Genomic DNA, 22737 nt, shown 5'->3' with positions numbered 1-22737 from the left:
TGTGGTTGTCGCTCGGCACCTTGACCCGGTTTCCGGTGCCGATGCCGAAGAAGGTCGACCGCGGTGCAGCAGGCTGGTCGCTGGCGCTCTCCCCTTCACCGGAGCCCTGCTCGGCGGGCTCGTGGTGCTCGTGTGGACGGTCACGCACGAGATCTTCCCCAACTCGTCCCCGCTGCTGATCTCGGTGCTGCTCGTCGGGAGCATCGCGTGGGCCACCCGGGCGATGCATCTCGACGGGCTGGCCGACGTCGCGGACGGCCTCGGCTCGGGCAAGGCGGCCACCGAAGCACGGGCGATCATGAAGCGCTCCGACATCGGCCCGTTCGGCGTGATCACCGTGGTGCTCGTGCTGCTTCTGCAGGTCGGCGCGCTGAGCCAGATCATGGTCAGCTTCGGGGTCGACGGCACGAGCCTGGTGCTCTTCGCCGCCATCGCCTGCAGCCGCGGAACCCTGGTCCTCCTGGGCACCAGCGGCTATCCGGCGGCCAGCGACCGCGGCCTCGGAGCCACCGTCGCCCAGAGCGTCACCGGCGCGAGACTCGTGGTGGGGATGCTCCTGATCGTCGCCGTCGTGGCGACGGCCGGACTCCTCGCGAGCCAGACCGTCCTCACGGGCCAGGGGCGGTTGTGGCTGTGCGCGTGTGGGCCGCTCGGCATCCTCGCCGGCCTGCTGCGTGCCATCACCGCCAAGGACCGTTTCGGCGGGGTCACCGGCGATGTCTACGGGGCCTCCATCGAGATCGCCTTCACCGCTGCCCTCGTCACCGCCGCCCTCGGCGCCTCCCTCTGACCCCGTCGAGGGCGCGCAAATTCTGCCCGAGGTTGCCCGGATTCTGGGCGAGGTTGCGCGGAATCCCGCCGAGGTTGCGCGGGTCTAGCAGCAGGTCTCGACAGGCTCGACCAACGGCAGCGGCTCGACCAACGACAGCGGCTCGACCAACGACGGGCGGGGTCTCGACAAGCTCGACCAACGACAGCGGCTCGACCAACGACGAGCGGGTCAGGCCTCGCGCACGGAGGTGTCGACGAAGGGGGCTTCACGACGGTGAAGATCTCGCGACGGCCTCGGATGTCGACACCGACCTCGGCGCCGTCCTCGACGAACTTCGGGAGCAACGCCAGACCGATGCCCTTGCGCAGGGTGGGAGAGAAGGTGCCCGACGTGACCTCGCCGAGAAGGACGTCGGCGGTGAGGCTCACGCCCATGCCCGGACGCGGGATGCCGCGACCGGTGGCGATGAGGCCGCGCAGCACCCGCTCGGCGCCCTTCTCCTTGGCGGCCAGCAGCACGTCGCGTCCCCAGAACTCGGGCTTCTTCCAACCCACGGCCCAACCGACGCGGCCCTCGAGCGGGTTGATGTCGAGCGAGAGGTCCTGCCCGTGCAGTGGATAACCCATCTCGGTGCGCAGGGTGTCTCGTGCCCCCAGCCCGCAGGGCACGATGCCGTACTCGGCCCCGGCCTCGAGGAGTGCGTCCCACAACGCCTCGGCGAGATCGTTGTTGATGATGAGTTCATAGCCCCGCTCACCGGTGTATCCGGTGCGACACAACACCAGGCCGGAGCCCTGGAACTCGGCCTCGACGAAGGACATGTAGTCGTGGCCGACCGGCAGGCCGAGAGCCTCCAACGTCTCGTCGGACTTCGGCCCCTGGACTGCGAGGACGGCGTACTTCTCGTGGTGGTCGGTGATGCTGACGCCGTCGGGGAGCTCGTCGCCGAGGCGACCGAGCACCTCGGCGGAGTTCGCCGCGTTGGGCACGATGAGCACGTGTTCGTCGTCGTGGAGGTAGGCGATCAGGTCGTCGACGATCCCACCGGTCTCCGGGTCGAGGCACAGGGTGTACTGCGCCTGGCCCTGCTGGATGCGACCGAGGTCATTGCTGAGCGTGCGGTTGATGAAGTCGGCTGCGCCGGGGCCGGAGACCATGGCCTTCCCGAGGTGACTGACATCGAAGACACCGACGCCGTCTCGCACGGCGTTGTGTTCCTTGACCACACCGGTCGGGTACTCCAGCGGCATGCTCCAGCCACCGAACTCGGAGAACTTCGCACCGGCCTCCACGTGCCGGGCGTGCAGCGGTGAACGCTTCGGTTCGTCCGATGTCTGCGTGGCCCCTGCCGCCTGCCCCACTTCGTCACTCATGGTGTGGAACTTATCCGACGCCTGCCCCGGCCAAGGAGGAACCGCCCGCTCCACGGGCCTCCACCGGGCCACCTGGCCGGCCCGGACTCACTCCGCGAGGTGCCGTGGCGCTCGTCTAGAGTGCCTCGGGTGACCTCCTACACGCTGCGCAAGGGAAGCCCCGCCAAGACTCGGAGCGACGCCGTCGTGGTCGGTGTCGTCAAAGCCGGCAAGGGACTCACCGTCGCCGCCGGCGCCGAGGAGGTCGGCGAGGCCTGGGGCCGCAAGCTCCGTCCCCTGCTCTCCAGCCTCGGCTTCAAGGGCTCCGTCGGCGAGGTCGCCAAGGTCCCCTCGAGCGGGGTGGTGAGCTCACCGCTGGTCGTCTTCGTCGGTCTGGGGGACGAGAAGGACCTCTCCCCCGACGTCGTACGCCGCGCCGCAGGTGGCGTCGTCCGTGCGGTCCCCAACGCCGCGACGCTGGCAATCGCGCTGCCGGCCGACTCACTGCCACTGCTCTCAGCGGTGACCGAGGGCGCCGTGCTCGGCGGCTACACGTTCACGCAGTTCAAGGCCCAGACCGCGCCGACGACTCCCGGTGTGGGCGAGGTCATCGTGCTGAGCCCGCTGGCCCGTCAGGACGAGGCCAGCAGGGCCTTCGAGCAGGCGCAGCAGTTGGCAGACGCGGTCAACACCACCCGCGACTGGGTCAACCTGCCGCCCAACGAGCTCGATCCCGAGCGTTTCGTGGAGCTCGTCACCGAGCAGCACAAGGCTGCGACGAAGGGCCGTGGCGCCCCGAAGGTCGGCATCGAGGTCTGGGACGTCGAACGCCTCACCGAGGATGGCTGCGGAGGCATCCTCGGCGTGGGCCAGGGGTCCGACTCCCCGCCACGTCTGGTCAAGCTGACCTGGGATCCCGCGGACGCCACCCGGCACGTCGCCCTGGTCGGCAAGGGCATCACCTATGACTCCGGCGGCTACACGATCAAGCCCGCTGGCTCAATGGCGACCATGAAGAGTGACATGGCCGGCGCTGCCACAGTCGTGCAGACGCTCTTCCACGTGGCGCGGCTCGGGCTGCCGGTCAAGGTCACCGCCTGGGCGCCGCTGGCCGAGAACATGGTCTCCGGCACCGCCGTTCGTCCCGGTGACGTGCTCACCATCCGGGGCGGCACCACCGTCGAGATCTCCAACACCGATGCCGAGGGACGCCTGGTGCTGGCCGACGCCCTCGTTCTCGCCACGGAGGACGAGCCCGACGAGGTCATCGATGTGGCCACCCTGACCGGTCACATGGTCGTGGCCCTCGGCGACAGGATCGCCGGCGTGCTCGGCTCCGACGAACTCGTCGCAGACGTCCGCACGGCCGCCGAAACGGCCGGCGAGTCCGTGTGGCCGATGCCGATCCCGGCCGAGATGTCGGAGCGGATCCGTGGCTCCAAGATCGCCGACATCGCCCAGCACGACTGGGTGCGTTGGGGTGGCGGCCTCTACGCCGCAGCCTTCCTGCGCGAGTTCACCGCCGGTCTCCCCTGGGCCCACATCGACATCGCAGGGCCGTCGTTCAACTCCGGCGGCCCCAGCGGCCACGTGCCGAACGGCGGCACCGGCTGCACCGTCGCGACGCTGGTCGCGCACCTGACGTCGCGAGCCGGCACTGCCACCGAGGCCGAGTCGGCCACCGACGACTGAACGCTCAGCGTTCCTTCTGGCGCCTGTTCCAGTCACGCATCCGCTGCGGGATGCCGACGACAGCGGCGTCGTACGACGGCACCTGGTGCTTGTTGGCGAAGTTGTGCGCCCACTGCACCGACTGCACACGACGACGGGTCCACTCCCCGTCGTGTGCGACGAGCAGCAGTGTCACGTCGGAGACGGCGGTGCGCGGCTCCACGAAACCCTCGACGCCGCGGCGCGACGTCACGAACTCCAGCAGGTGCTTCTCATCGGCCGAGTCGGAGCCGCGCACGGTGGTCGATCCGGTGCGTGCAGCGTCACCCTGCGGGCGCCGCATGCCACCACGCCGAAATCTGTCGAACATTCCCATGTCCCCAAGTGTGACGCATGGGATGTGGTGGACGTCGCCGACCGCCGTAGTGCAAAGATGGTGCCGTGCCCCACGGAGCGGAGGATGGAGTCGCCGGCGAGAAGCCGGGAGCCTCCCTGACCTGATCGTGCTCGGTGCCGGCTCGGGCGGCTACTCGTGCGCCCTGCGTGCTGCCCAACTCGGGCTCACCGTCGTGCTCATCGAGGCCGACAAGGTCGGCGGCACGTGCCTGCACGTGGGATGCATCCCGACGAAGGCACTGCTTCACGCAGCCGAGGTCGCTGACGCCACCCGCGAGGCGGCCACGTTCGGCGTGCGTGCCCGCTTCGACGGCATCGACATGGCCGGCGTGCACGCCTACAAGGACGGTGTCGTCTCGCGTCTCTTCAAGGGCCTCGAAGGGCTCGTGAAGGCACGGGGCATCACGGTCGTGCGTGGCCGCGGCCGGCTCACGTCGCCCACCACGGTCGAGGTCGACGGCACCACCCTCACCGCCCCGGCGATCGTGCTGGCCACCGGTTCCCACAGTCGAGGCCTGCCCGGTCTCCAGATCGACGGCGAGCGGGTGTTGGACTCCGAGCAGGCGCTGCGACTCGACCGGGTGCCCGCCTCCGTCGTCGTGCTCGGCGGCGGGGTGATCGGTGCCGAGTTCGCCAGCGTGTGGCGTTCGTTCGGAGCCGAGGTCACGATCATCGAGGCACTGCCGCGCCTCCTCGCGGCCGAGGACGAGGCGTCCTCGAAGCTGGTCGAGCGCACCTTCCGCAAGCGCGGCATCCGCAGCCTCACCAGCACCCGCTTCCAGGCCGTCGAGCTCACCGAGTCCGGCGTCAAGGTGACGGCCGGCGACCAGACGCTCGAGGCCGACGTACTCCTCGTCGCAGTGGGACGTGCGCCCTCCACGGAGGACATCGGGCTCGCGGAGGCCGGCGTGGCCACCGACCGTGGCTTCGTCACCGCCGACAGCCGTTGCCGCACCAACGTGCCCGGCATCTTCGCCGTCGGCGACATCGTCCCCGGCCTGCAGCTCGCTCACCGCGGCTTCCAGCAGGGCATCTTCGTGGCCGAGGAGATCGCGGGCCTCTCCCCGCACCGATCGCCGAGGCCAACATCCCGCGCGTCACCTACAGCGACCCCGAAGTCGCCTCCGTGGGGCTCAGCCAGGCCGCGGCCGAGGCCGAGTACGGCGCCGATCAGGTGGAGAGCCTGACCTACGACCTCGCCGGCAACGGCAAGAGCCAGATCCTGCGCACCCAGGGCTTCGTGAAGCTCGTACGCCGACGCGAGGGGCCTGTCGTGGGCGTCCACGTGGTCGGGGCTCGCGCAGGGGAACTCATCGGCGAGGCCCAATTGATCACCAGCTGGGAAGCGCACGCCGAGGACGTGGCACCGTTGGTGCACGCGCATCCCACCCAGCACGAAGCACTCGGCGAGGCCCACATGGCGCTGGCCGGCAAACCGCTCCACGCTCACACCTGATAGACCAAGACCCGTCACCATCCCGTTGCAGAAGGACATTCATGGCCAGCGAAGTCACTCTCCCCGCACTTGGCGAATCCGTCACCGAGGGCACCGTCACCCGATGGCTCAAGCAGGTGGGTGACACGATTGCCGTCGACGAGCCGCTGCTGGAGGTCTCCACCGACAAGGTCGACACGGAGATCCCGTCGCCGGTCGGCGGCGTGCTCCTCGAGATTCGCGCCAACGAGGACGACACCGTCGAGGTCGGCGCCGTGCTCGCCATCATCGGCGAGGAGGGCGAGGGCGGCAGCGAGGCCGCTGCTCCGGCCGAAGAGGAGTCGGCTCCGACCGAGGAGGAGCCCACGGAGGACCCTGCACCGGCTGACGAGCCCGCTGAGGAGGAGTCTGCTCCTTCCGAGGAGCCGGCCCAGCCCGCCGCCTCCGGTGGCTCGAGCTCCGGCACGTCCGTGACCCTGCCTGCCCTGGGTGAGTCGGTCACCGAAGGCACCGTCACTCGCTGGCTCAAGCAGGTCGGTGATGAGGTGGCCGTCGACGAGCCGTTGCTCGAGGTCTCCACCGACAAGGTCGACACCGAGATCCCCTCACCCGTCGCCGGCACCTTGCTCGAGGTCAAGGTCGCCGAGGACGAGACCGTCGAGGTCGGGGCCGAGCTCGCGATCATCGGTGACAAGGGCGCGGCTCCGGCCGAGAAGAAGCCCGAGCCGGAACCGGAGCCGGAGAAGAAGGCAGAGCCCGAGAAGAAGCCCGAGCCCGAGCCGGAGCCCGAGAAGAAGCCCGAACCCGAGCCCGAGAAGGCCGAGGCTCCGGAAGCCCCCGCCGAGAAGGCACCGGAGGCGCCGAGCAACCAGGTCAGCGACACCGGCTACGTCACTCCGCTGGTGCGCAAGCTGGCCAACCAGCACGGTGTCGACCTTGCCGCCGTCACCGGCACCGGAGTCGGCGGTCGGGTCCGCAAGCAGGACGTGCTCGATGCAGCGAAGGCCAAGGAGACCGCACCGGCTGCTCCGGCCGCAGCGAGTGCCCCGGCGGCCGAGAAGGCCGCGCCGGTCACCCCGTCCCCGCTGCGCGGCAAGACCGAGAAGATGACCCGCCTGCGCAAGGTGATCGCCAAGCGCATGGTCGACTCGCTGCAGATCTCGGCCCAGCTGACCCAGGTCGTGGAGGTCGATGTCACCAACATCGGCCGCCTCCGCGACCAGGTGAAGGCCGAGTTCCACGCTCGTGAGGGCGTGAAGCTGAGCTACTTCCCGTTCTTCGCCCGGGCCACCATCGACGCGCTGAAGCAGCACCCGGCGCTCAACGCCCAGGTCGACGAGGAGAAGGGTGAGATCACCTACTTCGACGCCGAGCACCTCGCCATCGCGGTCGACACCGAGCGCGGTCTGCTGAGCCCGGTGATCCACAACGCCGGTGACCTCAACGTCGCCGGTCTGGCGCGCAAGATCGCAGATCTCGCCGACCGGACCCGCAACAACAAGGTGGTGCCCGACGAGCTCTCCGGTGGCACGTTCACGCTGACCAACACCGGCAGTGTGGGGGCACTCTTCGACACGCCGATCATCAACCAGCCGCAGGTCGCGATCCTCGGCACCGGCACCGTCGTGAAGCGCCCGGTCGTCATCGACGACCCCAACCTCGGCGAGACCATCGCCGTGCGCCAGATGGCCTACCTCTCGCTGACCTACGACCACCGGATCGTGGACGGCGCCGACGCCGCCCGCTTCCTCCAGGACGTGAAGCAGCGGTTGGAGACCGGAGCCTTCGAGGTCTGAGCTGATGCATGTCGTGGTGGCGGGAGCCAGCGGAGTCCTCGGGACTGCGCTCTCCCGCCGCTTGGCATTTGCCGGCCACGAGGTCACCCGACTGGTCCGTCGCGAGGCCCGCACGGGCGAGTCGCGGTGGGACCCGTACGCCGGGCAGGTCGACCAGAGCGTGGTCGACTCCGCCGACGTGGTGGTCAACCTGGCCGGCGCGCCGACGATGGGCAATCCGCACTCACGACGGTGGGCCACGGCCCTCGAGGAGAGCCGGGTGGTGACCACCCGGGTGCTCGCCACCTCGATCGCCCGCGCCCACGACTCCGGCGCAGCACCCGCGATGCTCGCCGGCAACGGCATCTCCTGGTACGGCGACCACGGGGATCAGCGCCTCGATGAATCCGCGGCGTCTCGCGGCGATGCCTTCCTCACCCGCGTGACCCGGGTGTGGCAGGAAGCGACCACCCCGGCACTCGAGGCCGGGGCTCGTGTCGTGGTGCTGAGGACGGCTCCGGTGCTCCACCGGAGTTCGGCGCCCCTCAAGCAGCTGACCCTCAGCGCGAGGCTCGGTCTGGCCACCCGGATCGGGCGGGGACAGCAGTTCTTCCCGGTGATCTCCCGGCGGGACTGGGTGGGTGCGGTCACCCACCTGACCACCGCACCGGTGTCGGGTCCGGTGAATCTCTGCTGTCCCGAGACCGCCACCAGCGCGGAGTTCACCAGGGCACTGGCCGATGCCGTGCACCGCCCGTCACTCCTCGTGGCCCCCGCACCACTCGTCAAGATCGCTGCCGGTCGCATGGCGCCGGAGGTGCTGGGCTCGATCCGCGCCGTCCCGTCGGCGCTGCTGCAGTCCGGCTACGAGTTCCACGACACCGACGTGCGCGACGTCATCGCCACCGGGCTCAGCGCAGCTGACTGACGGGCTCCTCCGGTGGGACCGAGCGAACTCTCACCACCAGCCACTCCTCCCCGACCTTGCGCAGCACGACCTCCTGCACCTGGGCCCCGTCGTGGGGCAGCTTCCGGGCCGCACCGTTGCTGGTGGCCACCGCCCACGCCAGTCGCTGGGTGACCCGGAGCCGGACCCGGTCGTCGCGATCGACCTGCACCTCGTAGGCCAACAGTTGGTGCGACATCACCACGCCGCTCATACCGCGCCCCAGCCAGGTGCGCAGCAACCCGACGTCGGCGCGGGCGGCCCGAGGGTCGACGTACAGCGCCCGGAGGAGCGCGGGTCGCCGAGTGCCCATGCGGCCTCCCGGCGGCGCTGCCACGCCCGGTAGACGCGCAGCGCCGCAGGCTCCGTCGCGGAGCGCGACACGTCCCTGCTCGCCGACCGTGACACACCGGCGTCGGCACGTGGGAGGTCGTCGTGCTCGGACAGCGCCACCCACGCCACCGTCCCGAAGCACAGGACGAGCGTGACGACAGTGACCACCACCGCGACCACACCGGACCTGTCATCGACACGCATGGCTCCACTGTGCGCCGGACCGGCCCGGCCCGCATCCGGTCCTCCACAGGCCCGGCGTAGGCTCGGTGCCGTGAGCCTTGACTTCACCATTGCCGGACTCGGCGCTGAAGCCGTCCCCTACCTCGAGGCCTGGGACGTGCAGCGGCGCCACCACACCGAAGTCGTTGCTGGAGGCGATGACCGCGTGCTGCTCCTGGAGCACCCGCCGGTCTTCACCGCCGGCAAGCGCACCGACCCGCACGAGTTCCCGCTCGACCCAGGTGGCGCGGAGGTCATCGAGGTCGACCGCGGCGGCAAGATCACCTTCCACGGCCCCGGCCAGCTGGTGGGCTACCCGATCGTCAAGCTCCCCGACCACGTCAAGGTCGTCGACTACGTGCGCCGCGTCGAGGAGGCGCTGATCCGTGCCTGCGGCGACCTCGGCGTGCCCACCGCGCGGGTGCCCGGGCGCAGCGGCGTCTGGTTGCAGGCAGACCACGACGGTCCCGAACGCAAGATCGCAGCGATCGGCATCCGGGTCAGCGGCGGTGTCACCATGCACGGCTTCTCCCTCAACTGCGACGTCGACCTCGGTTGGTACGACCGCTTCGTGCCGTGCGGCATCTCCGACGCCGGCGTCACCTCACTGTCCGTCGAGCTCGGCCGCGACGTCACCATCGGCGGCGTGCTCCCCTCGGTCGAGAAGCACCTCACCGAGCTCCTCGCGTGGCAGCCGTACGTCGCCACTCCCGACTACGAGCCCCGTCCTGAGCCGCCGCGAATCACCTTGGTGACCCCGGGCAGCAGCGCCTGAAGGTGCCTGACCCGAACGGATGACGTGAGCTCCGATCGGCGAGCCCACGCGGCGTTTCGTGCCCACTGCTGCAAGGATCCCCCACCTCTCCCACCGAACATGGGGATCCACGACCTTGAGTGAGCTCATCATCGAGACCCAGGGACTTCGCAAGGAGTTCCGCACCCGCAAGGGTGGTCTGCGCGTCGCGGTCCAGAACCTGGACCTGGCGGTGCCAGCAGGCGGAGTGCACGGCTTCCTCGGACCGAACGGGTCGGGCAAGACCACCACCATTCGGATGCTGCTGGGGCTCGCCCGACCGACCGACGGCACGATGCGGCTGTTCGGCGCCCCCGTGCCCGACGAACTGCCGGCGGTGATCGGCCGGGTCGGGGCCGTGGTCGAGTCGCCCAAGTTCAGTCCCAACTTCTCCGGCCGCCTCAACCTCGAGCTCCTGGCGGATGCGATCGGAGCTCCGCGCACCCGCGTCGCCCGGGCCATCGAGACCGTCAATCTGACGGGACGCGACCAGGACCGCTACAAGTCCTACTCACTCGGGATGAAGCAACGCCTGGCGATCGCCGCGACGTTGCTCAAGGATCCCGCTCTCCTGATCCTCGACGAGCCCACCAACGGCCTGGATCCCGCCGGCATCAGGGAGATCCGCGAGACCATCCGCGACCTCGGTGCGTCAGGGGTGACGGTCCTGCTGAGCTCGCACATCCTGGCCGAGGTGCAGCAGGTCTGCACCGCCGCAACGATCATCGGCAATGGCAAGTTGCTGGCTTCGGGGCAGGTCACGGACCTGCTCGGCGCCAACACGGCCCACCGCGTGGTCGTCGCCGACCGGACGCGGGCGCTCGACGTACTCACCCGGGCTGGCCTCGAGGCCAGCCTGTACGACGACGCGATCCGCGTCGAGGTCGAGGACGCCACGGCCATCACCCGCAGCCTCGCCGATGCCGACGTCTGGCTGTCCGAGCTGACACCGCTGCGGCCGGATCTGGAGACCTTCTTCCTCGAGCTGACCGCCACCGAGAAGCTGGGAGCCGACTCGTGAAGGGCCTGCTGCGCCTGGTCCGCGTCGAGCTCCGCAGATTGCTGCACCGCCGGGCCGTCGTACTGCTGCTGGCTGCGTGCGTCGCGATTCCCCTCGTCATCGGCATCGCGGAGGCCATCGACACCCGGCCGGCATCCGACGACGAGGTCGCGGCCGCGCGAGCCGAACTCGAACGAGAGCTCGAGAACGGGAGGTACGAGCGCGACGTCCGCGACTGCGTCGAGGCCCCCGGTTCCTGGGGTCTGCCGGCCAATCTTCCGGCTGAGGAAGCCGAGTCGGCCTGCCGCGACGTGATCGAGCCGACGCTCGACTGGTACCTGTGGAGCCCGCAACTCGACCTGGCGTCGGTGCGCGACGAAGGCAGCGGACTCGCCGTCGCGATGGTCCTGACGATGCTCCTGATGCTGGTCGGAACGACCTTCACCGGGCATGACTGGGCCAGCGGCTCCGTCAGCAACCAAGTGCTCTTCGAACCTCGCCGCGGCCGGGTCTGGGCCGGCAAGGCGATCGTGGTGACCGGCACCGCGTTCGTGGTCTCGCTCGTGGTGCTCGGCGGCTTCTGGCTGGCCCTCGACACGCTCGCCTCATCTCGCGGCCTGCCCCACGGCGGCGGCCTGCTCCGCGACTGCCTGGCGATGGCGCTGCGTGCCTCATTCATCGCCGCCCTTGCCGCACTGCTGGGCTATGCCCTGACGATGCTCTTCCGCAGCACGGTTGCCACGCTCGGCATCGTCTTCGGGGTGGCCCTGGTCGGCGGGATGCTGCTGGCGGTGCTCGGATTCGACGGCAACCTGAACCCTGCCCACAACGTGCTAGCGGTGATCCTGCACGGGTTCCACTACAGCGCGGAGGTCCCGTGCCCGCCCGGAGACATGAGTGGCTGGTGCTACGAGGACCGTCAGATCGGCCTCGGGCAGGGACTGGCGTACGTCGGCACCGTCGTCGCTGCGCTGTGCGCCGTCTCCCTGACCGTTTTCAGGCGTCGCGACATCCCCTGACCTCGTGATGGACCGGCCGGGCGGAGGCTGGGGCGGCGGGCGTAAAGTGGGCGCCGTGACGCACACCCCTGCTGACCAGTCCCCCACCGCCCCCGGCGGGCGCAAGCTCCTCCGCCTGGAAGTCCGCAACTCGGAGACCCCGATCGAGCGGAAGCCGGAGTGGATCAAGACTCGCGCCAAGATGGGCCCGGAATACAAGGCCCTCCAGCACCTGGTGAAGTCCGAGGGACTCCACACGGTGTGCCAGGAAGCGGGGTGTCCCAACATCTACGAATGCTGGGAGGACCGCGAGGCCACCTTCCTCATCGGCGGCGACCAGTGCACCCGCCGCTGCGACTTCTGCCAGATCGACACCGGCAAGCCGCAGCCGCTCGACCGCGACGAGCCCCGCCGTGTGGCCGAGTCGGTCCAGAAGATGCAGTTGAAGTACGCCACCATCACCGGCGTCGCTCGCGACGACCTGCCCGACGGGGGCGCCTGGCTCTATGCCGAGACCGTGCGGGTGATCCACGAGCTCAACCCCGGCACCGGCGTGGAGAACCTCATCCCCGACTTCAACGGCGAGCCCGACCTCCTGGCTGAGGTCTTCGAGTCCCGCCCCGAGGTGCTGGCCCACAACGTGGAGACGGTGCCCCGCATCTTCAAGCGGATCCGACCGGCCTTCCGCTACGAGCGCTCCCTCGACGTGATCACCCAGGCCCGCGCATTCGGCCTGGTCACCAAGTCCAACCTGATCCTGGGCATGGGCGAGACCCGCGAGGAGGTCTCCCAGGCCCTGCGTGACCTCCACGAGGCCGGCTGCGAGTTGATCACGGTCACCCAGTACCTGCGGCCCAGCCTGCGCCACCACCCCGTGGAGCGTTGGGTCAAGCCCGAGGAATTCGTCGAGCTCGCCGCGGAGGCCGAGGAGATCGGCTTCTCAGGTGTCCTCTCCGGCCCCCTCGTCCGTTCGTCCTACCGCGCTGGTCGGCTGTACCGTCAGGCCCAGGAATTCCGGCAGACGGCCGCCGCCCAGGCCTGACGTACGCCGCCCCTCAGCTCAGCCACTCAGCACAGTTCCAGCACAATCCAGAGAGCAGGCAGATGTCCACGCCCACCCCTGAGAAGACCGGTCGACGCGCACAGCTCGTCCAGACCTACCGGATGGCCCGAAAGACCGACACCAGGATCGGTCTGTGGATGCTGGGTGGCTTCATCCTCGGTGCCGGGCTGGGCTTCCTGCTCTTCTCGTTCCTGCCCGGCCCGATCTGGCTCTTCCCCGTCATCGGTGGCCTGCTGATCGGCCTGCTCGTCATGATGATCATCTTCGGACGGCGTGCACAGAACGCTGCCTACCGACAGATGGACGGGCAGCGCGGTGCGGCAGCAGCTGCGCTGAGCATGCTGCGTCGTGGTTGGAAGGTGGACTCCGCGGTCGCCTTCACCAAGCAGCAGGACGTCGTCCACCGGGTCGTCGGCCCGCCCGGGATCGTCCTGGTTGGCGAGGGCTCGCCGACGCGGGTGAAGAACCTGCTGGCGACCGAGCGTCGCAAGCACGAGCGCGTCGTCGCCGACACCCCCATCCATGAGGTCATCTGCGGTGACGGCGAGGGCCAGGTGCCCCTGCCGAAGCTCGTCAAGCACGTCACCAAGCTGGGCAAGACCGTCAAGGGCGCCCACATGACCGACGTGCTCTTCCGGTTGAAGGCGCTCGACGCCAACCGCTCCAACATCCCCGTGCCCAAGGGCCCGATGCCGACCAGCATGAAGGGCCACCGCGGCAACCTGCGCGGGAAGTAGTCACCCCGATCAGTTCCCTGCCCACCTCTTCGGGTGGGTGTGCCGGGCTACTCCCCGTGTTGCGACAGGTCGTCCACCTCGGAGGCCGGGGGCTCCTCGACGACGGGCGCATCGCCGAATCCGGTGAGCTCCGTCTCGATGACGTACTCGTCGTCGCCCTCAGCCATCTCCACACGTGACTTGGCCAGACGTCCCTGAGGGTCGAGCCACAGGTGCTGGATAGTGCTCTCGGGCAGCTCGTCGCTGGGCATGATCCCTCCGAAGAGCTTGCCGAAGGCCTGCGGATCCACCGACAACCGGTAGTGCTGGACGTCGGTCCCGCCCACCTGCTCGGCGCCCAGGTGTTCCACGCCCCGTGCCTCGCGCAGGAAGAAGTCGGTCAGCTGGTGAGGGTGGAAGAGCGCATAGAAGTTGAGCCCGTCGTGGAGTTCGGGCTCGAGCCGGATGAACTTGTCGTTCGACTCGGCATCCTCCTTGAGGAAGACGACACCGTCGATGAAGTAGAAGCTCGCCGTCTCGTCGCTCCCCTTGTCGGACAGGTTCAGCTGCAACGCATCGCGCTCACCCGTCACGTCGAGCACCCCGCTGCCGTCGCCACCCTCGTCGTCGAAGTCGACGACGACCTTGACGTCGGCGGTGGTCACGCTCTCCATGCCAGCGCGGACGAGGGTGACGAACTCGGCCAGGTCGAGGTCGTCACCGGTCGGCAGACCCGAGTCCGGGCCTTCTCCCGGCTCTCCCGGCTCGTCGACGGAGCCGGTGCTGTCACCGGTCGGATCAGTCGCGCCCGTGGACGCCGTGGCAGACGGCGAGGCGGACGGCGAGTCGTCGCTCGTGGCGTCGTCGTCGCTGCATGCGGCCAACGTGATCGTCAACAGCGCAGCGACCGCGGCGGCCGAGGAACGGCGTACGGAAGAACCCATGGTGGGATGTTCCCCGCCAGCTCACCTCGGCAAACCCCGGACAAGCCGAACGGGGCCGGCTCCCGGAGGAGCCGACCCCGTAGCGGGTCAGGAACCACAGATCACTCGGTGGGCGCGGAGCCGCCCATCATGTCGGACATGTCCTGCACCTGGTCGGCCGGCGGAGCCTTAATGGAGACGTCGGCGCCGTAGTCGAACACGTTCATCTTCATCGTGCCCTGGGCGTCGAGGTCGGCCTCCATCTGCGCGATGCGCCCCTGCTCGTCGAGCCAGATGTCATAGGTGAGGCTCTCGGGGAGCTCCACACCTTCCGCGCCCTGAAGGCCGCTGAGCATGCCCGTCGCGGCGTCGGTGCTGACGGTCACCGTGTAGTGGGTGGTGGAGACGCCGTCGATGTCCTCGGTGCCGACCGTCTTCACGTCTTCGAGGCCTTCGGTGAAGGCCTTGGTCATGCTGGCCATGTCGAAGCCGCCAAGACCCTCCATCTGCTCGGCCAGCTCCGGGTTGGCCTTCGGGTCGATCTTCATGTAGCCGCTCTGGCCTTCGATCGGCATCGTCATGTACATGACGCCGTCAACGAGGATGACCTCCATCTCTCCGCCGTTGGGAGCACCAGGAACGGTCATCGTGAGCTGGGTGGCCGGCTGATCACCCGTGTAGTCCATGACGCCCTCGGCGGTCGTGGCGACGCCGCCGACGGTGATCTCCATCGTCATCTTCGCGGTGGTGGTCTCGTCCACCCCGTCGGCGACGAGCTTGGCGAAGTCGTCGTTGCCGACCTGCTCGGCCGACGAGTTGGAGGTGTCGGCACCGTCGGTGCTGTCGCCCTCGTTGGTCACCTCCTGGGAGGTCTCCTGCTTGGGCTTGTCGGAGTCGGACTTCTTGTCGTCGTCATTGCAGGCCGCGAGGCCCACGAGCGCAACCGGCACGATGACGGCGGCGGCGAAACGGCGGCTGATGTTGGTTCGCATGCCTGTCAACATAACCAAGGGAACCTGAAGGAAACCCCGCCGGTGGGAATCTCAGGAAGTGCTCAGGTCGATGGACGCTGCAGCGAGCGGAGCGTCATGGTGACGGTGCCGGCGACGATGTCGTGCAAGCCCCGGCCGTCGGGCCGGTAGACGAGTGGCGGGATCACCAGCGCAACCATCACCTGACGCAGCAGGCAGTGAAGCAGGCCCACCGGGCGGCCCGAGGCGTCAAAACGTACGACGCGCAGCCGCAGCACCAGCTTGCCGAACGAGCCGCCCATCAGGGCGGTCAGCACCGTGGCCTCGAACACGAAGACGCCCAGCACGTAGAAGTTCGCCATGTCGTTCTCAAGCCAACCTCCCGGCCCGATGACAGCGATGACGGCGAGCGTCGAGACGCCCCAATCGACAAGGAGAGCGAGCACGCGTTGCGCCCAGGAGGCGGTCTGTTCCACGTCCGAAACCCTACAGTTGTGACGGCGACCACCTGCGGACCGGTGTTACACGTCCGAAACAAACCAGATACGGTCAAGAAACGGCCCGATGCTTGAGTTGGGCCCCAGCTTCTGGTGCAGAGTCGCATCGGGAATCTCCATCCGCACTGAATCTGGTCCGGACCTGCGCGCCCGTGTCGCCGGACCTAGGAGGACGAAATGTTCGCCAACAGCGACGAGCTGTTCCGTTACGTCAAGGACGAGAACGTCGAGATGATCGACGTCCGTTTCTGCGACCTGCCCGGCGTGATGCAGCACTTCACCGTGCCCGTCTCTTCCTTCGACGAGTCCGTCTTCACCGACGGACTGAGCTTCGACGGCTCCTCCATCCGTGGCTTCCAGGCCATCCACGAGTCCGACATGTCGCTCTTCCCCGACGTCACCACCGCCTACCTCGACCCGTTCCGGGTGGCCAAGACGCTGGTCGTCAACTTCTTCATCCACGACCCGATCACGGGCGAGGCCTACTCCCGCGACCCACGCAACATCGCCCGCAAGGCGATGGCCTACATGGCCAGCACCGGTATCGGTGACAAGGCCTACTTCGCTCCCGAAGCTGAGTTCTACGTCTTCGACTCGGTGCGTTTCGAGACCTCGGCAAACGCCGGCTTCTACCACATCGACTCCGAGGCGGGCGCCTGGAACTCGGGCGTGGCCGGCACCTCGGACAACCCGAACCGCGGTTACAAGGTCAAGTACAAGGGCGGCTACTTCCCGGTGGCGCCGTACGACCACTTCGGCGAGCTGCGTGACGAGATGGTCGTCGAGCTGGAGAAGGTCGGCCTGCAGGTCGAGCGCGCCCACTCCGAGGTCGGCACCGCCGGCCAGGCCGAGATCAACTACCGGTTCGACGAACTGCTCAGGTCGGCCGACGACGTGATGAAGTTCAAGTACATCATCAAGAACACGGCGTGGCGCAACGGCAAGACCGCAACCTTCATGCCGAAGCCGATCTTCGGCGACAACGGCTCGGGCATGCACGTGCACCAGTCGATCTGGAAGGACGGCGAGGCGCTGTTCTACGACGAGACCGGCTATGCGGGCCTGTCCGACATGGCGCGTCACTACATCGGCGGAGTCCTCAAGCACGCCCCGTCGCTGTTGGCCTTCACCAACCCGACGGTTAACTCCTACCACCGTTTGGTGCCCGGCTTCGAAGCCCCGATCTCGCTGGTCTACTCGCAGCGCAACCGGTCGGCCTGCATGCGCATCCCGATCACCGGCGCGAACCCGAAGGCCAAGCGCGTCGAGTTCCGCTGCCCTGACCCATCGGCCAACCCGTACCTCGCCTTCTCGGCACTGCTGCTGGCCGGCATCGACGGCATCCAGAACAAGATCGAGCCGCCGGCGCCGATCGACAAGGACATCTACGAGCTCCCGCCGGAGGAGATGGCCGAGATCGAGCAGGTCCCGACCCGCCTCGAAGACGTGATGATCGCGCTCGAGGAGGACCACGACTACCTCACCCGCGGCAACGTCTTCACCCCTGACCTGATCGAGACCTGGGTCGACTACAAGCGCCAGAACGAGATCCTGCCGGTGCAGCAGCGCCCGCACCCGCACGAGTTCGAGCTCTATTACGACATCTGAGCAACAAACGGTGGTCGAGCCTGTCGAGACCACCGACCACTGCCCGTAGCGCCCGAAAGCGGCGGCTGCACTGCGGAACGTCTTCTGACGTCTTCCAGCATCAGCCGCCGTTTCGTTCGCCTTCGGCCCCACTGCGGCCAACTGAAGCCGAGAATGTGGACGCCGTCGGGCCGCCTCCGTCGGTTCCGGGTGGGCGTCAGGTGCCGCGGGCGGTCCCGGCCCTTAGTTGTGTCGTGGCGGCGCGCGGGTCATCCACCCAGAGTCCGACTCGTTCGGCGGTCTTCGTGCCCTGCGAGGTATCGAGAGCGATGGGGCGGTCGAGGACGAGTTCGAGGTTGGTGCGCAGGTTGACGCCGACGAGTAGCAGGTCGTCCGCGTGGTGGAGCGACTTCACCACACCCGGGTAGTCGTGCCCGGCGGCCCGCAGGCTGGCGATCGAATCGAGAGGCACGACAACCCGGGTGCGGGAGCCATTGCGGATCAGCAGGTGGTCGGCGGTGAGGAGATGGGGCCGGACCTTGTAAGCCGCGAGCTGGCCGAGCATCCAGAGCACGCCCCAGATGCCGAGGATGAGCACGGGCAGCCGGACGATCTCGGCCCAGCGGGCTTCGATGCTCCGCAGCACGACCTCGACAACGACGACTTCGGTCGCTGAGCCGAAGATCCACAGCCACAGCATGGGAGCCGACAGCTGGGCGTAGCCGATTGCGGCAGCGTCGGTCGGAACGTCCGGCCGACGCGCGATCCATCGGGCCAGCGACCGGTAGAGCGCCAGCTCCTGTCCGATCTCGTCGCGTGTGCGGATGAGCACCTGCCGCAGGTTCATGGACTTTCCTGACGGGGATGCTCGGAGGTGAAGGTCCGGTCGAGCTGGGCTTCGAGGACGGCTGTCGCCGTCTCGAGGGAGAGATTGCTGCTGAGCATCTGCACCGCAAGGCCGTCGGTCAAGGCCGTGAGGGTCACGGCCGCCGACTCGGGATCGAGCGACGCCGGCGCCAGTCCTTCGGAGATGGCGATCCGGACCTGGCTTGCGATGAAGTCTCGCAGCGCTGCGTTACTGCGCTCGAGACCCGCTGCGACGGTCGGTCTTGACGCGGCGTACGCCATGAAGGCGAGAGCCACTCGGCCGTCGCCGGCCACACCGGGGTCGCTCGTCCGCATCAAAGTGGTGAGGACCGCGCCGACGAGATCTCTCGCCGAGGGTCCTTCGCCGAGCGCGTCGACCGCCACGGTGATCCGCTGCTCGAAGCCGGCGCTCGCGGTGTCCATCGCAAACTGCATCATCGCGTCCTTTGACGGGAAATAGTGCTGAACCATGCCGGTGGTCACGCCGGCCTCGGAGGCGACGTGGCGCACGCTCACCGACTCCAGGCCCTGAGCCGCAGCCACACGCATCAACGCCATGGCGATGTGTTCTCGCCGCTCTTGGTGATCTACACGCTTCGGCATGCCGCGATCTTATACATTACGATCGTAATGTGTAAACAGCTGAGTTGGACGTGTGTTTCGACTGCAAGGGATGGATCACGGCCCCACACCCCGTCGCGTGGAGGTTCTCGCTGGAGCTCTCTCAGTCTGCTGATTCGCTCGCTGCGGAGGGGCGAGGCTCGAACGCCACGTTGGTTATCCGCGTCCCGGTGATTGCGGTGACGACGAGCCGGCCGCCAGCGATCTCGACGACGTCGCCTGTCTGCGCGATGCGGCCGAGCTGAGCGATGATGTAGCCGGCGATGGTCTCGTAGCCACCGTCTTCGAGTTCCATGCCGGTGATCTCGGCGAACTCCTCCAACGTCGCACCGCCATCAAGGTTGCCCAGGTCGTCGCTCGTACGGGTCTCGGCGTCGTCGTACTCGTCACGGATGTCGCCGACGAGTTCCTCGAGGAGGTCCTCGAGTGTGACGATGCCGTCGGTCCCGCCGTACTCGTCCACGACGATGGCGAGATGGGTGCCGTCCTCTCGCATGGTCGCCACCGACGGCAGAACGCGGTTGCTGCCGGGGAGCGCGAGGACCGGCCGGCAGAGATCGCCAACACAGCGATCATCCGTGGCGTCGACACCGAGCAGGTCACGGACGTGGAGGAAGCCAATGACGTCGTCGAAGCCGTCTCCGGTCACCGGGTACCGGGAGTACGACAGTTCCTGCACCCGCTCTGCGGCGGCGGTGACCGGCAGGTCACCAGGGAGAAAGGCCACGTCACCGCGGGGGCGCATGACTTCCTTCAGGCTCGTCTCCGTGGCGGTGAAGACATCGCGGAGGATGCGGCGTTCCTGCTCGTCAAGGTCCTCATGTGTCGAGACGATCTCGCGCAGCTCTTCTTCGGAGAGTTGTTCGCTGCTGGCGTGCGGATCGCCGCCGAGGAGCCGGAGGACGGCGTTGGTCGACACCGAAAGCAACCAGATCACCGGCCGCATCAGGGAAGCGAACCGGTCCAGAACGGGTGCCACCGTGAGTGAGACCCCTGCGGCTCTCTGCAGGGCAAGCCGCTTGGGCACCAGTTCACCCAGCACCAGCGACAGGTAGGCGATGAAGAGCGTGAGCAGGACCAGCGCTGTCGTCGCGGCAGCCGACTCCCCGAGGCCGAGCTGCTCGAGGTACGGCGCGAGATCGGGCGCGAGCGTCGCACCGCCGTACGCTGCCGACAGGAACCCGGCAACCGTCACGCCGATCTGAACCGCCGCGAGGAACCGGTTGGGGTTGCGCGCAACCGATGCCACGCGGGCGCCACGAGAGCCCTTCCGCTCCAGCGCAGTGAGCTGGCTCTGGCGCAGGGAGACGAGCGCCAACTCCGTCGCGGCGAAAACGCCCCCACCAGGACGAAAAGCAGCACCAGTCCGAAGTTGATAAAGGTCTGGGTGTCCATCAGGCCCGTTCACCCCCAACCGCGATCGCGGGTGAACGGTTGGTACTTCGAGGCACATCCATGTCGAAAATCATAGCGTCGGGGACCGGATGGCCCAGGACCGCACGCCCGGCGCTCGAGCTGGCCCCGCCGGAGAGCGAGAACACCCTGCCGCCGAACCTCGCGGTTCGACGGCAGGGCGTCGAGGCGCTGGACTCCTACTTGATGAACAGCATCTCGCGGTACTTCGGCAACGGCCAGGCCGCGTCATCCACCTCGCACTCGAGGGCGTCCGCGTGGACGCGGGCCTGGTCCATCAGCGCACGGATGGTGGTGGCGGAGTGCGCCATGTGCGCCTTCGTGTCAGCGAAGTCGTGGCGGTCCAGTTCCGTCGCCAGCTCGGCAACCGTTTCCAGCAGCCGGTTCATGTTCTCCGTGATGACCTTGACCTGACCGGTGTCGAACGACGCACCCAGCGCCTCCACGGCGGTGTAGGTGTGGGCGAGGTCGGCGACGTACTTCAGTGCGGCCGGGTAGATGACCGTCTTGGCCAGATCGATCACCAGCTTGGCCTCGACAGCGATCGAGTTGATGTACTGCTCGGCGTACACCTCGTAACGAGCGTTGAGCTCCACGGCCGACAGTACGTCGGTGGACTCGAAGAGCTCCACCACCTCGGGCTCGGTGAAGACCGGCAGGGCGTCGGCGCTGGTCGGCAGGTTGCGCAGGCCGCGTTCGGTGACCGCCGCTTCGTGCCACTCGGCGGAGTAACCGTCGCCGCCGAAGATCGCGTTGCCGTGCAGTTGCATGAGCTCCTGCAGCACCGTGGCGACCGCCTTGACCTTGCTGTTTCCAGCGGCGAGCTCGGCCTCGAGCTTGTCCGCGATCCAGCCGAGCGAGTCGGCGAGCATCGTGTTCATCGCGACGAGCGGCCCGGAGACGGACTGCGAGGAACCGACCGCCCGGAACTCGAAACGGTTGCCGGTGAAGGCGAACGGCGAGGTGCGGTTGCGGTCGCCCGGGTCGCGCTTGAAGTTGAGGATCTGCGACAGACCGAGATCCATCACGCCACCGTCGCTGGAGACCGAGACCTTGCCGTTCTTGATGTCGTCGAAGACCGCCTCGAGCTGATCACCGAGGTAGACCGACAGGATCGCCGGCGGGGCCTCGTTGGCGCCCAGTCGGTGGTCGTTGGAGGCAGTGGCGATGACGGCGCGCAGCAGCGGGCCGAACTTGTGCACACCTCGGATCACCGCACCGCAGAAGAGCAGGAAGTTGAGGTTGTGCTCCGGCGAAGTGCCGGGATCGAGCAGGTTGCCCTGAGTGGAGTTCCCGACCGACCAGTTGACGTGCTTGCCGGAGCCGTTGATGCCGGCGAACGGCTTCTCGTGCAGCAGGCAGAGGAATCCGTGCTCGGCAGCCGTCGCCTTCATCACCGTCATCAGCAGCTGCTGGTGGTCGGCCGCGACGTTGGCGGCCTCGTGGTACGGCGCGATCTCGAACTGGCCCGGAGCCACCTCGTTGTGGTGGGTCTTGGCCGGGATGCCGAGCCGGTAGAGCTTGTCCTCGAAGGCCTGCATGAAGATCTGCACGCGCTCGGGGATGGCACCGAAGTAGTGGTCGTCGAACTCCTGGCCCTTGGCCGGCGCGGCGCCGAAGAGCGTGCGACCAGCGAGCAGCAGGTCTGGACGCGCGGCCGCGAAGTGCTGGTCGACCAGGAAGTACTCCTGCTCGGGGCCACAGCTCGCGTTGAGCGGAGCGATGTCCGTCTCCCCCATCAGGGTGAGCACACGACGCGCAGCCTTGTCCATCGCCGCGTTGGAGCGCAGCAGCGGGATCTTCTTGTCGAGCGCCTCACCGGTCCAGGACATGAAGACGCTCGGAATCATCAGGGTCGCGCCATTGGCGGTCTGCATGATGTAGGCGGGGCTGGTGGGGTCCCACGCGGTGTAGCCGCGCGCAGCGTTGGTCATCCGCAAGCTGCCGTTGGGGAACGACGAGCCGTCCGGCTCACCCTTGATCAGCAGGCTGCCGGTGAACTCGGTGATCGCATTGCCGTCGGCATTGGTGACGATGAAGCCGTCGTGCTTCTCCGCGGTGATGTTGGTCAGCGGGTAGAACACGTGCGAGAAGAACTTCGCGCCCTTGCCCATCGCCCAGTGCTTCATGGCGGAGGCAACGATGTCGGCCGTGGCCGGGTCGAGGGGCTCACCCGTCTGGACCGTCTTCTTCACGGCCTTGAAGGCGTTCTTGGAGAGCGCCTCCTCCATCTTGGCCAGGTTGAAGACGTCGCAGGCCCACGTTTCACTGAGCGGGTGGATCTCTGCCGTTTCCACACCCGAGCGGTTGAGGACCTCGGTGATGGCCACGTTGCGGACTTCGTTGGCAGTCATGTTCTGGCTCGCAATCGTCGTTTGGTCGATGC

The 22737-nt window shown here is 68.0% G+C and carries 23 protein-coding genes; 12 read left to right on the top strand and 11 right to left on the bottom strand.

All coding sequences use genetic code 11. From position 1 onward, the window contains the following. The first annotated feature begins 1 nt into the window (after position 1). Positions 2 to 790: an adenosylcobinamide-GDP ribazoletransferase gene (locus L1066_RS03700; RefSeq protein WP_235735032.1), complete on the top strand. Its 789-nt coding sequence runs from the start codon at positions 2 to 4 to the stop codon at positions 788 to 790. Here L1066_RS03700 and gcvT read toward each other — a convergent pair. Further along, the gene (gene gcvT / locus L1066_RS03695; RefSeq protein WP_312006905.1) at positions 721 to 2145 is read right to left on the bottom strand and encodes a glycine cleavage system aminomethyltransferase GcvT; all 1425 of its coding nucleotides are present in this window, start codon (positions 2143 to 2145) and stop codon (positions 721 to 723) included. The genes L1066_RS03700 and gcvT overlap by 70 nt on opposite strands. Before the next feature lie 129 nt (positions 2146 to 2274). Here gcvT and L1066_RS03690 point away from each other — a divergent pair, with 129 nt between their 5' ends. Next, positions 2275 to 3816, top strand: coding sequence for a leucyl aminopeptidase (locus tag L1066_RS03690; RefSeq protein ID WP_235735031.1), 1542 nt, complete (start codon positions 2275 to 2277; stop codon positions 3814 to 3816). A gap of 4 nt (positions 3817 to 3820) precedes the next feature. Here L1066_RS03690 and L1066_RS03685 read toward each other — a convergent pair whose 3' ends face one another. After that, positions 3821 to 4171 carry a hypothetical protein gene (locus tag L1066_RS03685; RefSeq protein ID WP_235735030.1) on the bottom strand — a complete coding sequence of 117 codons (351 nt, stop codon included), beginning with the start codon at positions 4169 to 4171 and terminating at the stop codon, positions 3821 to 3823. A gap of 127 nt (positions 4172 to 4298) precedes the next feature. On the opposite strand from L1066_RS03685, the gene L1066_RS27435 reads away from it, so the two are divergent. The 4 genes from L1066_RS27435 to L1066_RS03665 are packed head-to-tail and all read left to right on the top strand — an operon-like array spanning position 4299 to position 8329. Beyond that, entirely contained in the window at positions 4299 to 5378 is a 1080-nt protein-coding gene (locus tag L1066_RS27435) for a dihydrolipoyl dehydrogenase (RefSeq protein WP_235735029.1), read from the top strand. Then, positions 5318 to 5647: an oxidoreductase dimerization domain-containing protein gene (locus L1066_RS29085; protein ID WP_235735028.1), complete on the top strand. Its 330-nt coding sequence runs from the start codon at positions 5318 to 5320 to the stop codon at positions 5645 to 5647. The genes L1066_RS27435 and L1066_RS29085 overlap by 61 nt, the downstream gene beginning before the upstream one ends. Positions 5648 to 5688: 41 nt before the next feature. Beyond that, positions 5689 to 7422, top strand: coding sequence for a 2-oxoglutarate dehydrogenase, E2 component, dihydrolipoamide succinyltransferase (gene sucB, locus L1066_RS03670; RefSeq protein ID WP_235735027.1), 1734 nt, complete (start codon positions 5689 to 5691; stop codon positions 7420 to 7422). 4 nt (positions 7423 to 7426) lie between these two features. Then, the gene (locus tag L1066_RS03665) at positions 7427 to 8329 is read left to right on the top strand and encodes a TIGR01777 family oxidoreductase (RefSeq protein ID WP_235735026.1); all 903 of its coding nucleotides are present in this window, start codon (positions 7427 to 7429) and stop codon (positions 8327 to 8329) included. Here L1066_RS03665 and L1066_RS03660 read toward each other — a convergent pair. Then, positions 8313 to 8561: a hypothetical protein gene (locus tag L1066_RS03660; protein ID WP_235735025.1), complete on the bottom strand. Its 249-nt coding sequence runs from the start codon at positions 8559 to 8561 to the stop codon at positions 8313 to 8315. The genes L1066_RS03665 and L1066_RS03660 overlap by 17 nt on opposite strands. Then, complete coding sequence (locus L1066_RS03655) at positions 8558 to 8884, bottom strand: hypothetical protein (protein WP_235735024.1); 327 nt, start codon at positions 8882 to 8884, stop codon at positions 8558 to 8560. Before L1066_RS03655 ends, L1066_RS03660 begins: the two co-directional genes overlap by 4 nt. A gap of 70 nt (positions 8885 to 8954) precedes the next feature. Here L1066_RS03655 and lipB point away from each other — a divergent pair, with 70 nt between their 5' ends. The 5 genes from lipB (at position 8955) to L1066_RS03630 (ending at position 13493) form a co-directional block, all read left to right on the top strand. Continuing rightward, positions 8955 to 9677: a lipoyl(octanoyl) transferase LipB gene (lipB, locus tag L1066_RS03650; RefSeq protein ID WP_235735023.1), complete on the top strand. Its 723-nt coding sequence runs from the start codon at positions 8955 to 8957 to the stop codon at positions 9675 to 9677. A 115-nt stretch (positions 9678 to 9792) separates the two neighbouring features. Then, the gene (locus tag L1066_RS03645) at positions 9793 to 10716 is read left to right on the top strand and encodes an ABC transporter ATP-binding protein (RefSeq protein ID WP_235735022.1); all 924 of its coding nucleotides are present in this window, start codon (positions 9793 to 9795) and stop codon (positions 10714 to 10716) included. Beyond that, a complete protein-coding gene (locus tag L1066_RS03640; RefSeq protein WP_235735021.1) occupies positions 10713 to 11714 on the top strand; it encodes a hypothetical protein in 1002 nt (333 codons plus the stop codon). Before L1066_RS03645 ends, L1066_RS03640 begins: the two co-directional genes overlap by 4 nt. Positions 11715 to 11769: 55 nt before the next feature. Continuing rightward, the gene (lipA, locus tag L1066_RS03635; protein WP_235735020.1) at positions 11770 to 12735 is read left to right on the top strand and encodes a lipoyl synthase; all 966 of its coding nucleotides are present in this window, start codon (positions 11770 to 11772) and stop codon (positions 12733 to 12735) included. 62 nt (positions 12736 to 12797) lie between these two features. Next, complete coding sequence (locus L1066_RS03630; RefSeq protein ID WP_235735019.1) at positions 12798 to 13493, top strand: DUF4191 domain-containing protein; 696 nt, start codon at positions 12798 to 12800, stop codon at positions 13491 to 13493. Between the two features lie 47 nt (positions 13494 to 13540). Here L1066_RS03630 and L1066_RS03625 read toward each other — a convergent pair whose 3' ends face one another. The 3 genes from L1066_RS03625 to L1066_RS03615 form a co-directional block, all read right to left on the bottom strand. After that, entirely contained in the window at positions 13541 to 14416 is an 876-nt protein-coding gene (locus L1066_RS03625) for a LolA-like protein (RefSeq protein WP_235735018.1), read from the bottom strand. A gap of 101 nt (positions 14417 to 14517) precedes the next feature. Then, complete coding sequence (locus tag L1066_RS03620; protein ID WP_235735017.1) at positions 14518 to 15387, bottom strand: SCO4651 family lipoprotein; 870 nt, start codon at positions 15385 to 15387, stop codon at positions 14518 to 14520. Between the two features lie 62 nt (positions 15388 to 15449). Beyond that, positions 15450 to 15842: an RDD family protein gene (locus L1066_RS03615; RefSeq protein ID WP_235735016.1), complete on the bottom strand. Its 393-nt coding sequence runs from the start codon at positions 15840 to 15842 to the stop codon at positions 15450 to 15452. A gap of 198 nt (positions 15843 to 16040) precedes the next feature. On the opposite strand from L1066_RS03615, the gene glnA reads away from it, so the two are divergent. Then, positions 16041 to 17471 (top strand): type I glutamate--ammonia ligase, encoded by a 1431-nt coding sequence (gene glnA / locus L1066_RS03610; RefSeq protein WP_235735015.1) that lies wholly within the window; start codon positions 16041 to 16043, stop codon positions 17469 to 17471. Positions 17472 to 17667: 196 nt separating this feature from the next. Here glnA and L1066_RS03605 read toward each other — a convergent pair whose 3' ends face one another. The 4 genes from L1066_RS03605 to L1066_RS03590 form a co-directional block, all read right to left on the bottom strand. After that, a complete protein-coding gene (locus L1066_RS03605; protein WP_235735014.1) occupies positions 17668 to 18297 on the bottom strand; it encodes a hypothetical protein in 630 nt (209 codons plus the stop codon). Continuing rightward, positions 18294 to 18920, bottom strand: a complete 627-nt coding sequence (locus L1066_RS03600; protein WP_235735013.1) for a TetR/AcrR family transcriptional regulator — start codon at positions 18918 to 18920, stop codon at positions 18294 to 18296. Before L1066_RS03600 ends, L1066_RS03605 begins: the two co-directional genes overlap by 4 nt. A gap of 121 nt (positions 18921 to 19041) precedes the next feature. Next, on the bottom strand, positions 19042 to 20256 hold the full coding sequence (locus tag L1066_RS03595; protein WP_235735012.1) for a hemolysin family protein: 1215 nt from the start codon (positions 20254 to 20256) through the stop codon (positions 19042 to 19044). Between the two features lie 274 nt (positions 20257 to 20530). Beyond that, positions 20531 to 22705 carry a glutamine synthetase III family protein gene (locus tag L1066_RS03590; protein WP_235735011.1) on the bottom strand — a complete coding sequence of 725 codons (2175 nt, stop codon included), beginning with the start codon at positions 22703 to 22705 and terminating at the stop codon, positions 20531 to 20533. Between the last annotated feature and the right edge of the window lie 32 nt (positions 22706 to 22737).

This window comes from Nocardioides alcanivorans (genome assembly GCF_021555175.1).
Taxonomy (GTDB): Bacteria; Actinomycetota; Actinomycetes; order Propionibacteriales; family Nocardioidaceae; genus Nocardioides; species Nocardioides alcanivorans.
Note: the sequence above shows the minus strand (reverse complement) of the source record. Positions and strands in the feature narration are given on the sequence as shown.

Coding starts and splice junctions, on each gene's coding strand:
- L1066_RS03600 (WP_235735013.1), bottom strand. CDS start 18,920: ATGCCGAAGCGTGTAGATCACCAAGAGCGGCGAGAACACATCGCCATG.
- gcvT (WP_312006905.1), bottom strand. CDS start 2,145: ATGAGTGACGAAGTGGGGCAGGCGGCAGGGGCCACGCAGACATCGGAC.
- L1066_RS03655 (WP_235735024.1), bottom strand. CDS start 8,884: ATGCGTGTCGATGACAGGTCCGGTGTGGTCGCGGTGGTGGTCACTGTC.
- L1066_RS03625 (WP_235735018.1), bottom strand. CDS start 14,416: ATGGGTTCTTCCGTACGCCGTTCCTCGGCCGCCGCGGTCGCTGCGCTG.
- L1066_RS03685 (WP_235735030.1), bottom strand. CDS start 4,171: ATGGGAATGTTCGACAGATTTCGGCGTGGTGGCATGCGGCGCCCGCAG.
- L1066_RS03590 (WP_235735011.1), bottom strand. CDS start 22,705: ATGACTGCCAACGAAGTCCGCAACGTGGCCATCACCGAGGTCCTCAAC.
- L1066_RS03630 (WP_235735019.1), top strand. CDS start 12,798: ATGTCCACGCCCACCCCTGAGAAGACCGGTCGACGCGCACAGCTCGTC.
- L1066_RS03605 (WP_235735014.1), bottom strand. CDS start 18,297: ATGAACCTGCGGCAGGTGCTCATCCGCACACGCGACGAGATCGGACAG.
- sucB (WP_235735027.1), top strand. CDS start 5,689: ATGGCCAGCGAAGTCACTCTCCCCGCACTTGGCGAATCCGTCACCGAG.
- L1066_RS03620 (WP_235735017.1), bottom strand. CDS start 15,387: ATGCGAACCAACATCAGCCGCCGTTTCGCCGCCGCCGTCATCGTGCCG.
- glnA (WP_235735015.1), top strand. CDS start 16,041: ATGTTCGCCAACAGCGACGAGCTGTTCCGTTACGTCAAGGACGAGAAC.
- L1066_RS03660 (WP_235735025.1), bottom strand. CDS start 8,561: ATGAGCGGCGTGGTGATGTCGCACCAACTGTTGGCCTACGAGGTGCAG.
- L1066_RS03665 (WP_235735026.1), top strand. CDS start 7,427: ATGCATGTCGTGGTGGCGGGAGCCAGCGGAGTCCTCGGGACTGCGCTC.